This is a genomic window from Microvirga yunnanensis, assembly GCF_025460875.1.
In genome coordinates this window covers 31,894-45,701 of record NZ_JAMXFI010000064.1, presented here as the reverse complement: position 1 = coordinate 45,701, position 13,808 = coordinate 31,894, and the positions used below count along the sequence as shown (strand labels likewise).

Annotated in this window: 15 protein-coding genes, 1 tRNA gene and 1 pseudogene; 10 read left to right on the top strand and 7 right to left on the bottom strand. The window is 69.1% G+C overall.

Annotation, left to right across the window (positions count from 1 at the left end; translation table 11 throughout):
• Nucleotides 1-35 precede the first annotated feature (35 nt).
• From cobT to NF876_RS26305, 5 genes are all read left to right on the top strand, one after another.
• Complete coding sequence (gene cobT, locus NF876_RS26325) at nt 36-1,061, top strand: nicotinate-nucleotide--dimethylbenzimidazole phosphoribosyltransferase (RefSeq protein ID WP_262271326.1); 1,026 nt, start codon at nt 36-38, stop codon at nt 1,059-1,061.
• Nucleotides 1,058-1,561, top strand: a complete 504-nt coding sequence (locus NF876_RS26320) for a thermonuclease family protein (RefSeq protein WP_262271323.1) — start codon at nt 1,058-1,060, stop codon at nt 1,559-1,561. Before cobT ends, NF876_RS26320 begins: the two co-directional genes overlap by 4 nt.
• Before the next feature lie 103 nt (nt 1,562-1,664).
• Nucleotides 1,665-2,288 carry a uracil-DNA glycosylase family protein gene (locus tag NF876_RS26315; protein ID WP_262271322.1) on the top strand — a complete coding sequence of 208 codons (624 nt, stop codon included), beginning with the start codon at nt 1,665-1,667 and terminating at the stop codon, nt 2,286-2,288.
• Nucleotides 2,289-2,317: 29 nt separating this feature from the next.
• Nucleotides 2,318-3,109 carry an enoyl-CoA hydratase-related protein gene (locus NF876_RS26310; RefSeq protein ID WP_262271321.1) on the top strand — a complete coding sequence of 264 codons (792 nt, stop codon included), beginning with the start codon at nt 2,318-2,320 and terminating at the stop codon, nt 3,107-3,109.
• A gap of 13 nt (nt 3,110-3,122) precedes the next feature.
• Nucleotides 3,123-3,329 (top strand): hypothetical protein, encoded by a 207-nt coding sequence (locus NF876_RS26305; RefSeq protein WP_262271320.1) that lies wholly within the window; start codon nt 3,123-3,125, stop codon nt 3,327-3,329.
• A gap of 385 nt (nt 3,330-3,714) precedes the next feature.
• On the opposite strand, the pseudogene NF876_RS26300 reads toward NF876_RS26305, so the two are convergent.
• From NF876_RS26300 to moaA, 3 genes and pseudogenes are all read right to left on the bottom strand, one after another.
• Nucleotides 3,715-4,587 (bottom strand): annotated as a pseudogene (locus NF876_RS26300) (NAD(P)-dependent oxidoreductase); the annotation flags it as partial.
• 280 nt (nt 4,588-4,867) lie between these two features.
• Nucleotides 4,868-5,692: an ABC transporter substrate-binding protein gene (locus NF876_RS26295; protein ID WP_262271319.1), complete on the bottom strand. Its 825-nt coding sequence runs from the start codon at nt 5,690-5,692 to the stop codon at nt 4,868-4,870.
• Nucleotides 5,693-5,702: 10 nt separating this feature from the next.
• Nucleotides 5,703-6,743 (bottom strand): GTP 3',8-cyclase MoaA, encoded by a 1,041-nt coding sequence (moaA, locus tag NF876_RS26290; RefSeq protein WP_262271325.1) that lies wholly within the window; start codon nt 6,741-6,743, stop codon nt 5,703-5,705.
• Nucleotides 6,744-6,951: 208 nt separating this feature from the next.
• Here moaA and NF876_RS26285 point away from each other — a divergent pair, with 208 nt between their 5' ends.
• The gene (locus NF876_RS26285; protein WP_262271318.1) at nt 6,952-7,320 is read left to right on the top strand and encodes a gamma-butyrobetaine hydroxylase family protein; all 369 of its coding nucleotides are present in this window, start codon (nt 6,952-6,954) and stop codon (nt 7,318-7,320) included.
• 272 nt (nt 7,321-7,592) lie between these two features.
• Here NF876_RS26285 and NF876_RS26280 read toward each other — a convergent pair whose 3' ends face one another.
• Nucleotides 7,593-8,177, bottom strand: coding sequence for a L,D-transpeptidase (locus NF876_RS26280; protein WP_262271317.1), 585 nt, complete (start codon nt 8,175-8,177; stop codon nt 7,593-7,595).
• 247 nt (nt 8,178-8,424) lie between these two features.
• Between NF876_RS26280 and NF876_RS26275 the strand changes: the two genes are divergently transcribed.
• Nucleotides 8,425-8,499, top strand: a tRNA-Val gene (locus tag NF876_RS26275).
• A 184-nt stretch (nt 8,500-8,683) separates the two neighbouring features.
• Here NF876_RS26275 and NF876_RS26270 read toward each other — a convergent pair.
• On the bottom strand, nt 8,684-9,385 hold the full coding sequence (locus NF876_RS26270; protein WP_262271316.1) for an HAD family hydrolase: 702 nt from the start codon (nt 9,383-9,385) through the stop codon (nt 8,684-8,686).
• Between the two features lie 187 nt (nt 9,386-9,572).
• Here NF876_RS26270 and NF876_RS26265 point away from each other — a divergent pair, with 187 nt between their 5' ends.
• From NF876_RS26265 to NF876_RS26255, 3 genes are all read left to right on the top strand, one after another.
• Complete coding sequence (locus NF876_RS26265; protein WP_373696721.1) at nt 9,573-10,046, top strand: hypothetical protein; 474 nt, start codon at nt 9,573-9,575, stop codon at nt 10,044-10,046.
• Nucleotides 10,047-10,213: 167 nt separating this feature from the next.
• Nucleotides 10,214-10,909, top strand: coding sequence for a ribose-5-phosphate isomerase RpiA (gene rpiA, locus NF876_RS26260; RefSeq protein WP_262271315.1), 696 nt, complete (start codon nt 10,214-10,216; stop codon nt 10,907-10,909).
• A 32-nt stretch (nt 10,910-10,941) separates the two neighbouring features.
• Nucleotides 10,942-11,442: a DUF2059 domain-containing protein gene (locus NF876_RS26255; RefSeq protein WP_262271314.1), complete on the top strand. Its 501-nt coding sequence runs from the start codon at nt 10,942-10,944 to the stop codon at nt 11,440-11,442.
• 343 nt (nt 11,443-11,785) lie between these two features.
• Here the strand turns inward: NF876_RS26255 and NF876_RS26250 are convergent, their stop codons facing one another.
• The gene (locus tag NF876_RS26250; protein WP_262271313.1) at nt 11,786-13,285 is read right to left on the bottom strand and encodes a tripartite tricarboxylate transporter permease; all 1,500 of its coding nucleotides are present in this window, start codon (nt 13,283-13,285) and stop codon (nt 11,786-11,788) included.
• A 10-nt stretch (nt 13,286-13,295) separates the two neighbouring features.
• Nucleotides 13,296-13,769: a tripartite tricarboxylate transporter TctB family protein gene (locus NF876_RS26245; RefSeq protein ID WP_262271312.1), complete on the bottom strand. Its 474-nt coding sequence runs from the start codon at nt 13,767-13,769 to the stop codon at nt 13,296-13,298.
• Nucleotides 13,770-13,808 lie beyond the last annotated feature (39 nt).

The following is a 13,808-nucleotide window of genomic DNA, read 5'->3' as shown; positions in this document are numbered from 1 at the left end:
CGCGTTCTGCAATGCCCCCCGGGCCGGAGCCCTCCATGTCTGATGCCGTGTCCTCACCTTTCGACGATATCCGCCGCCTGATCACGACCATGCCCGGTCCGGACGAAGCGGCCGTCGAGGCCGTGCGCCGGCGGGACGGGCAGCTCACCAAGCCGGCCGGCAGCCTGGGCCGCCTGGAGCGCATCGCCGAGTGGCTCGCCGCCTGGCAGGCAAAGCCCACCCCGAGCGTCGACCGGCCGCTCGTCTGCGTGTTCGCAGGAAGCCACGGGGTCACGGCCAAGGGCGTGTCGGCCTTTCCGTCCGAGGTGAACCGCCAGATGCTGGAGAACTTCGCGGCGGGCGGCGCGGCGATCAACCAGATCTGCGCGGCCTACGGCCTCGGCTTCAAGGTCTTCGACCTCGCCATCGACATGCCGACGGGCGACATCACCGAGGCCGACGCCATGGACGAGAAGGCCTGCGTGGCCACCATGGCGTTCGGCATGGAGGCCATCGCGGGCGGCACCGACCTGCTCGCCATCGGCGAGATGGGCATCGGCAACACCACCGTGGCGGCCGCCCTCTACACGGCCCTCTACGGCGGGCCGGCCGAGCACTGGGTCGGGCGCGGCACGGGCGTGGACGACGAGGGCTTCCGGCGCAAGGTCGCGGCCGTCGAGGCGGCCATCGCCCATCACGGCGGCCACCTAACGGACCCGCTCGAGGTGCTGCGCCGCCTCGGGGGGCGGGAGATCGCCGCCATGGCGGGGGCGATCCTCGCAGCGCGCCTGCAGCGCATCCCGGTGGTGCTCGACGGCTACGTGGCGACCGCGGCGGCCGCGATCCTCCACGCGATCCATCCCTCGACCCTCGACCATTGCATCGCCGGCCATCTCAGCGCCGAGGGCGCCCACCAGGACGTGCTCGCCCGCCTCGGGAAGGTCCCGCTTCTGGCCCTCGGCATGCGTCTCGGGGAGGGATCGGGCGCGGCGCTCGCCGCGGGCCTCGTGAAGGCGGCGGCCGCCGTGCATCGGGACATGGCCACCTTCGGCCAGGCGGGAGTCTCCGAGCGCCTGTCGTGAGACGGTTCGGCCATCGCCCGCGATCGGGCGGAATCGCCTCCGTGCTCGTCGCGCTGGCGCTGGCCGGCGCGGCCGGGCTCGCCCTGAAGCCGGGCGCGCGCGCGCTCGAGGGCCGGGCCCAGGTGACGGACGGGGACACGATCCGCATCGGCGAGGCGCGCATCCGCCTCAAGGGCATCGACGCCCCCGAGATGGAGCAGCGCTGCTCCCGGGCGGGCCGCTCCTATGCCTGCGGCGAGACCTCCCGCCGGGTGCTGATCGATCTGGTGTCGGGACAGATCGTGCGCTGCCGCGCCACCGGCCGGGACCGCTACCAGCGCATCCTCGCCCGCTGCACGGTGAACGGCCGCGACATCGGCGCCCGCCTGGTGGAGGACGGCTGGGCGGTCTCCTACGGGCGTGATTACGAGCCCGAGGAAACCCGCGCCCGCAGCCGCTCCGCCGGGCTGTGGGAGGGCGATTTCGAGCGGCCGCAGGACTGGCGCCGGCAGCACAGATAGGCCGGGCGCGACCCAACCCGATGGGCCGGCAGGGCCCGGCTGAGACGTTTCGCCCGACACCTGCGATCTCACCGATTCGGGCCGCGGACCCCATCTCATCGCGATGCATCCCTCGCCGAATTTCGACGAACTCGCCGCCCGATTGAAGGACTGCCGGATCTGCCGCGAGGCGCCGCGCTACGGGGCGGCCCTGCCGCACGAGCCGCGGCCGATCATCCAGGGCAGCGCGACGGCGCGCCTGTGCATCGCCAGCCAGGCGCCCGGCACCCGGGCCCATGCGAGCGGAATCCCGTTCGACGACCGCTCGGGCACGCGGCTGCGGGACTGGCTCGGGCTCGACCGGGCGACCTTCTACGACGCCTCCAAGGTCGCCATCGTGCCCATGGGCTCGTGCTTCCCGGGGCAGGATGCCAAGGGCGGGGACCTGGGCCCGCGCCGGGAATGCGCCGAGGCCTGGCGCCGGCCGCTCTTCGAGGCGCTCCCCGATCTCGACCTGGTCCTGCTCATCGGCCAGTACGCGCAAGCCTGGCATCTGGGCGAGGCGTCCAAGGACGGGCTGACCGAGACCGTCCGGCGCTGGCGCGAGATCCTCGGCCAACCGCAGAAGCCGCGGATCCTGCCGCTGCCGCACCCGTCCTGGCGCAACAACGGCTGGCTTAAGACCAATGCCTGGTTCGAAGCCGAGCTTTTGCCGGTGCTCCGCTCCGAGATCCGTTCTATGTTCTAGAGCAAGGATCAGCATCAGGAGCCCGAAGCATGAGCCCGACCACCCTGCGCTGCACCGTCGACGGACCGGTCGCGACCATCACGCTCGCGCGGCCCGAGAGGATGAACGCGTTCAATGCCGCCATGCACGCGGAGCTGCGCGACGCGCTGGACCGTTGCGAGCGGGACGAGGCGGTGCGCGTGGTGGTGCTGACCGGGGAAGGGCGGGCGTTCTCGTCGGGCCAGGATCTGACCGTCGACCTGAAGCGCGACGAGCGGGGCCGGATCGATCTCGGTCCCGCGCTCGCCCGCGACTACAACCCGCTGGTGCTGCGGCTCTCGCGCTTCCCGAAGCCGACCGTCGCGGCCCTGAACGGCCCGGCGGTCGGGGCCTCCATGAACATCGCGCTCGCCTGCGACATCGTCGTGGCGGCCCGCTCGGCCTATCTCCAGGAGGCCTTCGCCCGGATCGGCCTGATCCCGGATGCGGGCGGCACCTGGATCCTGCCGCGCCTCGTCGGCCCCAAGCAGGCGCTCGCCCTGATGCTGAGCGCCGAGGCCGTCCCGGCCGAGGAGGCGCAGCAGATGGGCCTGGTCTACAAGGTGTTCGACGACGCGTCCTTCGCGGTCGACGTGGCGGCCTTCGCGGCGCGCCTCGCCGAAGGGCCGGGGCTCGCCTACCGGCTCACCAAGCAGGCGGTGGCGGAAAGCCTCGCCAACAGCCTGGAGACGCAGCTCGAGCTCGAAGCCCGGCTCCAAAGCGAGGCCGGATCGAGCGCGGATTTCATGGAGGGCGTCGCGGCCTTCCGCGAGAAGCGGACGCCCCGGTTCGAGGGACGATGAGGAGAACGCCCCGATGCGCCCCACCTACTGGATTCTCGGCCTCGCCACCCTGAGCGTCGTGATCGGGCTGTTCATGTCGCGGGATCCCGAGCGGGCCGAGCGGCTCAACCAGATGTACCGGGACGCGGCCCTGACCGGCGAGACGCGCCAGATGGTGATCATGGGCCTGGCGGTCGCCATCGGGGCCTTCGTGGTCTACCTGACCATGACCCGGCGGTGAATGTCCCTGTCCGGTCTCAACCCATCCCACCCTCTCACGTCATGGCCGGCCTTGTGCCGGCCATCTCGATCGGAAGAGCGCGGCGCCTCTCGCATCGGGATCACCGGGACAAGCCCGGTGATGACGTGGAGGGTGGTGTGAGCGGGTGGTGACGTGGAGGGTGGCAAGGGCCGGTGCGAACCCCTCCCCACGTCATGGCCCCCTCCGCCCGTCCTGCCCCCCTCTCACGTCATGGCCGGCCCTGTGCCGGCCATCCCGATCCTTTGAAGCGCGGCGCTCTTCGTCATCGGGATCACCGGGACAAGCCCGGTGATGACGTGGAGACGGTGGCAAGGGCCGGTGACGACCCGGAGAGGGGCGGACCCGCTTTCGTCCGCGCGATGCGCTACGTGCCGAGCCGGGCGATCAGGCTCGACGTGTCCCAGCGCTTCCCGCCCATCTTCTGGACGTCGGCGTAGAACTGGTCGACGAGCGCCGTGACGGGCAGGCTCGCGCCGTTCTTGCGGGCTTCGCCCAGCACGATCGACAGGTCCTTGCGCATCCAGTCGACCGCGAAGCCGAAATCGAACTTGCCCTGGTTCATGGTCTTGCCGCGGTTCTCCATCTGCCAGGAGCCGGCCGCGCCCTTGGAGATCACCTCGAGCACCGCCTCGATGTCGAGGCCCGCCTTCTGGCCGAAATGGATGCCTTCGGCGAGGCCCTGCACGAGGCCCGCGATGCAGATCTGGTTGATCATCTTGGTGAGCTGGCCGGCCCCGGCCTCGCCCAGGAGGCGGGACGCGCGGGCAAAGCTCATGATGACCGGCTCGGCCCTCGCGTAGACGTCCGCGTCGCCGCCGCACATGACCGTGAGGACGCCGTTCTCCGCCCCCGCCTGGCCGCCCGAGACAGGCGCGTCGATGAACGAGAAGCCCTTCTCCCGGGCGGCGGCGTAGAGCTCGCGGGCGACCTCCGCCGAGGCCGTGGTGTGATCGACGAAGATGGTGCCCCGGCCCATGCCGTGGAAGGCGCCGTCGGGACCGAGCGTCACCTGGCGCAGGTCGTCGTCGTTGCCCACGCAGGCGAACACGATCTCCTGTCCCTCGGCGGCCTCGCGGGGCGTCCGGGCGGCGCGCCCGCCGTTCTCGGACACCCATTGCTCGGCCTTCGCGGCCGTGCGGTTGTAGACCGTCACCTCGTGGCCCTTCGCCTTGAGGTGGCGCGCCATGGGATACCCCATCACGCCAAGTCCGAGGAATGCGACCTTCGCCATCGTGTGCTCCCTGAATGCTTCGCCGGTTCTAGCGCATCGCGCGGAAAAGTGGACCCGGTTTTTCGCGGTCGACGATGCCGATCCTTACCACCCCCTCCACGTCATCACCGGGCTTGTCCCGGTGATCCCGATGCGAGGGGCGCCGCGCTCTTCCGATCGAGATGGCCGGCACAAGGCCGGCCATGACGTGGGAGGGTGGCAGGAAGGGCGGAGGGGGCCATGACGTGGGGAGGGTCGTGGGGAGGGTCGTGGGGAGGGTGGCCGGGACGAGACCGGCCGGACGCCCCTACTTGATGTCGAAGGAAAAATACCGGGCGCGGATCCGGTCGTAGGTCCCGTCCGCCTTCACCTGCGCGATGGCCCGGTTGAACTGGTCGCGCAGGGCTTCGTCCTCCTTGCGCAGGCCGATGCCGTAGGCCTCGCGCCTGTAGGCGGGCTCCGCCGGCGCGTCGCCGATGATGTGGCAGCAGGCGCCCTCGCGGCTTTCGAGGAACTTCGAGAGCAGCAGCTCGTCGGCGAAGACGGCGTCGATCCGCCCGACGAGAAGGTCGAGATTGGCCTCTTCCGCCTTGGCGAAGAGCACGATCTCGGAATCCTTGTAGAAGGTCCTGAGATAGGTCTCGTGATCGGTGCGCTCGATGGTGCCGATCCTCTTGCCCGCCATGGCGGCCGGCGTGACCTCGCCGGGAGCCGTTTCCTTGGAGCCGATGAACACCGCCGGGATGCGGTAATACGGGTCGGAGAAGGCGATCCGCTTGCGCCGCCGCTCGGTGATCTCGAGCGACGACATGATCGCATCGTATTCGTGGCCGACGAGGCCCTTGAGGATGCCGTCCCAGGCATGGGGCACCAGCTCGCACGTGGCCGTCATGGCGTCGCAGAGGCTCTTGAGAAGATCGACCTCGAAGCCCTGCAGCTCGTTGTTGGCATCGATGAAGTTGAAGGGCGGATAGGCGCCTTCGACGGCGACCCGGATCACGGGCTTCTGCGCTGGAGCCGCGTCCTGCGCCGGAGCCGCGTCCTGCGCCGGGCAGGCCTGCCCCCCGAGGGCGACGAGCATGCCGGCGAGAACCGCCAGCCGCCGCCCGAACATCCCGATTTTATGACTCATGGAAACGCGCTCAGCCCCCTGTCACGCTCATGTGGCGGGCGAGGGCCGGGCGGGCGTGGCGCCGGTCGATGATGAAATCGTGCCCCTTCGGCTTGCGGGCGATCGCCTCGACGATGGCCCGGTCGAGCAGCTCGTTGCTCTCGGAGGCGCGCACCGGCGCCCGCAGGTCGGCGGCGTCCTCCTGGCCGAGGCACATGAAGAGCTGGCCCGTGCAGGTCAGGCGCACCCGGTTGCAGCTCTCGCAGAAATTGTGGGTCAGGGGCGTGATGAAGCCGAGCCGTCCGCCCGTCTCCTTCACGCGCACATAGCGCGCCGGGCCGCCGGTCCGGTGGTCGAGATCCTCCAGGTCGTAGCGGGCGGCGAGGCGCGCGCGCACCTGCGACAGGGGCAGGAACTGGTCGATGCGCTGCCCGTCGATCTCGCCCAGCGGCATCACCTCGATCAGGGTCAGGTCCATGCCGCGCCCGTGGGCCCATCCGACCAGGGACTCGATCTCGTCCTCGTTCACGCCCTTGAGCGCGACCGTGTTGATCTTGACCTTCAGGCCGGCGTTCTGCGCGGCATCGAGCCCCTGGAGAACCTTGGCGAGGTCGCCCCAGCGGGTGATGGCGCGGAACCTGTCGGCGTCGAGGGTGTCGATGGACACGTTGACCCGCTTCACCCCGCAGGCGGCGAGGTCCTTCGCATGGCGGGCGAGCTGCGAGCCGTTGGTGGTGAGCGTGAGCTCGTCGAGCGCGCCCGCGTCCAGGTGACGGGACAGGGACCCGAACAGGGTCATGATGTCGCGCCGCACGAGGGGCTCGCCTCCGGTGATCCGCAGCTTGCGCACGCCCCGGTCCACGAAGGCCGAGCAGATCCGGTCGAGCTCTTCCAGGGTCAGCAGGTCGCGCTTGGGCAGGAAGGCCATGTCCTCGGACATGCAGTAGACGCAGCGGAAGTCGCAGCGATCGGTCACCGAGACGCGCAGATAGGTGATCGCCCGGGCAAACGGGTCCAGAAGGGACCGGCCGGTCATGCTGGACGTCTCGGGGCGGGCCTGGAAGGCTCCCATGGCGGAGAAATCCTCGTTCGCGCGAAGGCTTGCCTTCGGTTTCGTGATCAAGCACTTAGCACATCGGGCCAAAAAGTGGATTCGGTTTTCGCTCACATAGCCCTTCGGGTCCGCAAAGACCACGGGCTTATGCACCACGGGCTTATGGACGATGGGGCGGCGGGCCGCGCCCGGCGCGGGGCCGCGGACCATAACAAGGGACAGGGCCATGACATCCGAGCGCTGGCCGACGGAGCTCCGCCTCGCCAGGGACAGGCGCAGCCTGCGCATCGCCTTCGACGACGGCACGGCCTTCGACCTGCCGGCCGAGTATCTGCGCGTGGCGAGCCCCTCGGCCGAGGTCCAGGGGCACGGCCCGGCCGAACGCAAGACCGTGCCGGGCAAGCGGGAGGTCGAGATCGTCGCCGTCGAGCCGGTCGGGAACTACGCCGTCAGGCTCGTCTTCGACGACCGGCACGACACGGGGATCTACGGCTGGGACTTCCTCCACCGGCTCGGGGCCGAGCGGGCGGAAAGATGGCAGGCCTATCTCGACGAACTCGCCGCCAAGGGTTTGTCGCGGGATCGGGCGCGGTGACGGGAGGGTGTTCCCTCTCGCCGCCCGTCATCACCGGCCTTGTGCCGGTGATCCCGATACGAAAGGCGCCGCGCTTCGAACAATCGGGATGGCCGGCACAAGGCCGGCCATGACGGGGGAGAGTGTTCGCACCGCCTCATGCCATCCTCCCCGTCATCACCGGGCTCGTCCCGGTGATCCCGTTCGGAAGAGCGCCGCGCTTCACCTTATCGGGATGGCCGGGACAAGCCCGGCCATGACGTGAGTGGAGGAGGCGGGGCCCGCACGACGCGCTAGCGCTGGACGATGACCCGGGCGCCGACCTTGGCGCGGTTGTAGAGGTCGGTCACGTCCTCGTTGGTCATGCGGATGCAGCCCGAGGAGACGGCCTCGCCGATGGTCTCCGGCTCGTTCGAGCCGTGGATGCGGTAGATCGTGCTGCCGATATACATGGCCCGGGCGCCGAGCGGGTTGTCGGGGCCGCCCTTCATGTAGCGGGGCAGGTCGGGACGGCGCTTGAGCATGGCGGCCGGCGGGCGCCAGTCCGGCCATTCGCGCTTCATGGTGATCGAATGGCTGCCGGCCCAGGTGAAGCCCGGCCGGCCGACGCCGATGCCGTAGCGCAGGGCCTGGCCGTTGCCGAGGACGAAATAGAGGCGGCGTTCGCTCGTGGAGACCACGATGGTGCCGGGAGCATGACGCCCGTCGAAGGACACGACCTCGCGCGGAACCGGCGAAGCCTGCGCCTTCACGGCCTCCTCGGTGCTGTAGAGGGGCTGGCGGGTCAGAGGATCGAATGCTGTGAATGCCGCAGCCGGCGTCGCAAGGGCGACGAAGGCGCCGACGAGCCCGGAGAGAGCAGCGCGAGTGCGTCCCATTTTTGCCTCGGATAAAACACGGTTGGTGGCGGGTCCTGCGTGTCGATAACGCAACAGCCCCGCTTAGGATCCAAGCCTTATCAAGGTTCTGCTATAAAATTCTAGGGCCGGGGCGCCTTATTCCGGCCACATCGTAAGCGGCGGGTTAAAGTCACGGTGCCACAATCCGCCGATCGAAATACTTCGCCGGCCGCATGCTTCTTTGGCTTGACGCCGGGGGTTCTGCGCCTTTAGAAGGCCCTTGTCAGGGCGCGTAGCTCAGCGGGAGAGCATTCGCTTCACACGCGAAGGGTCACAGGTTCAATCCCTGTCGCGCCCACCATTCCTTCCTGACAAGTCAGCGCACCGTGCGAAAAAGTGGACACGGTTTTTTGCAGGCAACGGTGCGCCTCTCAAAGGCTCGAGCATCGGATCCGATCCCAAAAGTGGTGTCCACTCTTCCCGTCCGATGCTCTGGGCTTCACATGATCGTGCGCGACGGGTTCGCGCGCGATCCGCGCGGCGCGTCACGCGGCCATGGGTCTCAGGACGGCCCGCACGGCGGCGAACAGGCCGTCGAAATGGTCGACGACGAGATCGGGGCCCAGCTCGCGGACCGGCACGTCCGTGTAGCCGAAGGGCACCGCCACCACCGGAATGCCCGCATTCTTGGCCGTCACGATGTCGGTCCGCGAATCCCCGACCATCACGGCCCGGCCCGGATGCCCTCCGGCCCGCTCGATGGTGAGCGTCAGGTGGCGCGGATCGGGCTTGAAGTACGGGAAGGTGTCCCGGCCGCAATTGGCCGCGAAGCGGTGGCCGATGCCGAGGGCGTCGAGCAGCTTGACCGAATGCTCCTCGACCTTGTTGGTGCACACCGCGAGGATGAAGCCCGCCGCCTCGAGGCGGTCCAGGGCCGCCTCCACGCCGGGATAGAGCGTCGTGCGGACGCAGATGTTCTCTCCGTAATGGACCATGAACTGGCGGAACAGCTCGTCCAGATGGGCGGGCGCCAGCTCCTTGCCGGCAGCCTCGAAGCCTCGCTCGATCAGGGCCCGGGCGCCCGCGCCGATCATGTCCCGCGCCTGGGCTACGGGGAGGGCAGCGAGCCCCTCCCGTTCGAGGATCACGTTCAAGGTCCCGACGAGGTCGCCGGCCGTGTCTGCCAGGGTTCCATCGAGGTCGAAGACCGCGATGGGCGAGACGATGTGCGGGGTATCAATGGCCATGGAGGTCGGCTACCTGCTGGAGGCAAGGGAATCAAGCCTTGGGATGATATGGTGCCGATGGTTGATTCGTTCTTACCGGATGGAGTGATGAATGCGGTTCCTAGCGCACCGTGCGAAAAAGTGGACCCGGTTTTTCGCGTCGAGCGGTGCGCCACGTGAAGGGTTGAGCCTTGGATCGATCCCAAAAGTGGCTTCCACTTTTGGGTCCAAGGCTCCAGGTCCCGCGGCGTTGATTGTGGCCGTCCTGGCGCCGGGAGGTCTTTTGGGCCCCGCCCTGGCCGCCTCCTATGATTTCGTGCCTGCGCCTCAGACCGACCTGAACAGGATTTATAGGATCGATCGGATCACCGGCGAGGTGAGCTCCTGTCAATACGGGCTGCAGGAGGGCACCGTCGGGGTGACCCTCTGCTACAGCGCCGGCGAGGGGGCCGGAGCCCAGGCGCCCGGAGAATATGGCCTGGTCGCCTCCCGCCACGAGCGGGAAGGGGGCGTGTTCCGGGTCAATTACCGGACCGGCCAGATGAGCATCTGCTACGTTTTCGACGAGCGGGTGGTCTGCACGCCCCAGATGACGCCGTCGCCGGCCACCTCGACGGCGGCCCCGACCGGGGCCACCCCGAGCGTCGGGCCGGGCACGGGGGCCTCGCCGCAGCGTCCATGAGGCTCTTGGAGGCCCTTGGAGGCTCTTGGAGGCATTTGGTCGCGCTCCGCGGCCGGCCGGCGATGAAACGTTCTTTCTTCCTGCCGTCCTGCCATGCTAGAGCCAAGCGGAAGGCCATGGGCTAGGCCAACAGCAAGTCAGGGCGGACGCATTCTCAGAGGATTTCAGTGAGCGACAATCTCAAGCGCGCCGCGGCCGAGAGGGCCGCCGAGCTCGTCACCGACGGCATGAGGCTGGGCCTCGGCACCGGCTCCACCGCGGCCCATTTCGTCGCGGCCCTCGGCGAGCGGGTCCGGGGCGGCCTGAAGGTGGTGGGCGTTCCCACCTCCGAGGCGACCCGCGACCAGGCCCAACGCGAGGGCATTCCCCTGTCGACCCTCGACGAGACCCCGGACCTGGACCTCACCGTCGACGGGGCCGACGAGCTCGACGACGACCTCCGGCTCATCAAGGGCGGCGGCGGCGCGCTCCTGCGCGAGAAGATCGTCGCGTCCGCGAGCCAGCGGATGATCGTGATCGCCGACGGGTCGAAGCACGTCGCCAGGCTCGGCCGTTTTCCCCTGCCCATCGAGGTCGTGCCCTTCGGCCTCACGGCCACCGAGCGGGCCATCGTCAGGCTGCTCGACAGCCTGAGCATGAGCGGGGAGCTGCATCTGCGGCATGCGCCCGACGGAGCCGCCTACGTGACCGACGGGGGCCACTTCATTCTCGATGCGCATCTCGAGCGCATCGACAAGCCGAACGTGCTCGCCTCGACGCTGAACAACATTCCCGGCGTCGTGGAGCACGGTCTTTTCCTGGGCCTTGCCACCGGGGCGATCCTCGCCACGGGCGACGGGCTCGTCGAACTCGGTCAGCTCTGACCCCTCAAGCCATGACGATTGGAGACACTTCCATGATCCGCAACGCCTCCCGCCTGGCCGCGACCTCGTTCGCGCTGTTCCTCCTCGCCAGCCCGGCCTTCGCCCAGGCCCAGCCGAGCGCGAGCCACCTCGCCGTCGCCCGCGAGGTCGCCCTGGCCTCGGGCATGACCCGCTCGTTCGACGCCATGTCCGAGCCGTTCCTCGTCCAGCTCCAGCAGATGAACGTCACCCGTCCGGAGATCAAGCAGGACCTGGAGCAGGTCGTGGCCATCATCCGGCCGGAACTCGAGCAGCAGAAGCAGAAGATGCTCGACAATGCCGCCCGGGCCTTCGCGCTGCGCCTGTCCGAGTCCGAGCTGAAGGAGATCGCGGCCTTCTACAAGTCGCCGGCCGGCGCCAAGTACGTGCAGGTCCAGCCGGGCGTCCTCGACGACATCGTGCGGGACCTGGCGGCCTGGACGCAGCAGACCTCCCAGTTCATCATGACCCGCGCCCGCGAGGAAATGGGCAAGCGCGGCCACCAGCTGAACTGAACCGGGCTCCGCCTTCCTGCCACCCTCCGCCCGTCATGGCCGGCCTTCGCCTTCCTGCCCCCCTCCGCATGTCATGGCCGGCCTTGTGCCGGCCATCCCGATTGTTTGGGGCGCGGCGCTTCACCGTAGCGGGATCACCGGCACAAGGCCGGTGATGACGTGGTGTGTGTGTGGTCCGGTCCTGCCCCCCTCCGCACTTCCTGCCCCCCTCCGCACGTCATGGCCGGCCTTGTGCCGGCCATCCCGGTCGGAAGGGCGCGGCGCCTCACCGTAGCGGGGCCACGGCACAAGCCCGGTGATGACAGGGAGAGGGGAGAGACGGCTCTCCCGATCGCCCGATGCCCTAATCCTCGGCGGCCTTGAAGCGTCCCAGACCTTTCAGGAAGAAGGGCAGGATCAGGGCGATCACCGCGATGCCGAGCAGGGTCGCGGAGATCGGGCTCTGGAGCAGCACCATCGGGTCGCCGAGGCTGATCGACAGGGCCCGGCGCAGCTGGCTCTCGGCGATGGGCCCGAGGATCAGGCCGACCACCACCGGGGCGATGGGGAAGTCGAACCGCCGCATCAGGAAACCGAGCACGCCGAACACGGTCAGCATGACCAGCTCCACCGGGGACGGGTTGGCCGCGATGGTCCCCATGGTGGCGAAGACCAGGATGCCCGCATAGAGCCAGGGCTGCGGGATGGCGAGCAGCTTCACCCAGAGGCCGACCAGCGGCAGGTTGAGCACCAGCAGCATGGCGTTGGCGATGAACAGGCTGGCGATGAGGCCCCAGACGAGGGCGGGCTGCTCGGCGAAGAGCAGGGGGCCGGGATTGAGCCCGTATTGCTGGAAGCCCGCCAGCATCATGGCGGCGGTGGCCGAGGTCGGCAGGCCGAGGGTCAGCAGGGGCACGAGGGTGCCGGCCGCGGACGCGTTGTTGGCGGCCTCCGGTCCGGCCACGCCCTCGATGGCGCCCCGGCCGAAGTCTTCGGGATACCTGGTCAGGCGCTTCTCGGTCGCGTAGGACAGGAAGGTCGGGATCTCCGCGCCGCCCGCCGGCAGCGCCCCGATGGGGAAGCCGTAGAGGGTGCCGCGCAGCCAGGGCTTCCAGGACCGCTTCCAGTCCTCCTTGGTCATCCACAGCGAGCCGCGGACCGGCTCGAGCTTCTCCTCGTGAATGTGGCGGCGCGACGCCACGTAGAGCGCCTCGCCGACCGCGAAGAGGCCCACCGCCAGGGTCGTCACCTCGATGTTGTCGTAGAGCTCGGGGATGCCGAAGCTCAGGCGCGACTGGCCGGACAGGATGTCGATGCCCACCAGGCCGAGGAGCAGGCCGATGAACAGGCTGGTGAGCCCGCGCACCGGGGAATCGCCGAAGGTGGCCGAGACGGTCACGAAGGCCACGCACATGAGGGCGAAGTAATCCTCCGGCCCGAAGCTCACGGCGATCTCCACGAGGTAGGGGGCGAGCAGGGTCAGGCCCAGGGTGGCGATGGTGCCGGCCACGAAGGACCCGATGGCCGAGGTCGCCAGCGCCGGGCCGCCGCGGCCGGCCTTGGCCATCAGGTTGCCTTCGAGGGCGGTCGCCATGGAGGCGCTTTCCCCCGGCGTGTTGATCAGGATGGCGGTGGTCGAGCCGCCGTACATGCCGCCGTAATAGATGCCGGCGAACATGATGATCGAGCCCGCGGGATCGAGCTTGAAGGTGATCGGCAGCAGCAGCGCCACGGTGAGCGCCGGGCCGATGCCGGGCAGAACGCCGACGGCGGTGCCGAGCAGCACGCCGATGAGGGCAAAGAGCAGGTTCATCGGCTGGATGGCGACGGCCAGGCCGCTCGCGAGGGACGTGAAGGCTTCCATGATCAGGGCCTCAGAACAGGCGCTCGAGCGGCCCTGCCGGCAGGGACAGGGTCAGGAGCTTGCCGAAGAGCAGATAGATGAAGACGGCGATCACGGCGCCGATCAGGAGATCGGTCAGGAACGCCCGGCGGCCGAAGGCGGCCGACGTGGTGGCGAACAGGATGGCCGTGCCGATCATGAAGCCGCCCCCGATGGCGATGAGGATGATCAGGGCCGCGAGGCCGCCGAGGATCAGGATGATCGGCTTCCAGTCGAGGCTGTCGCGGGGCGGCAGGTCGCCGCGCAGGGCGCCGATGCCGTTGCCGATGGCGAGCAGGGTCAGGCCGACCGAGACCACGATGGGCATGACCTTGGGGCCGAGGTCGTAGGGGGAGAGGATCTGGAGCTTGGTCATGTCCCACCAGACCAGGCCGGCGAGAGCAAGGAGGATGAGCGCGATGACGAGGCCTGCCACGTCGCGGCGCCGCTGGGGTGATGTGGTCATAGGTGATCCCAAAAAAGAAGCGCCGCGCTCCGGGAACGC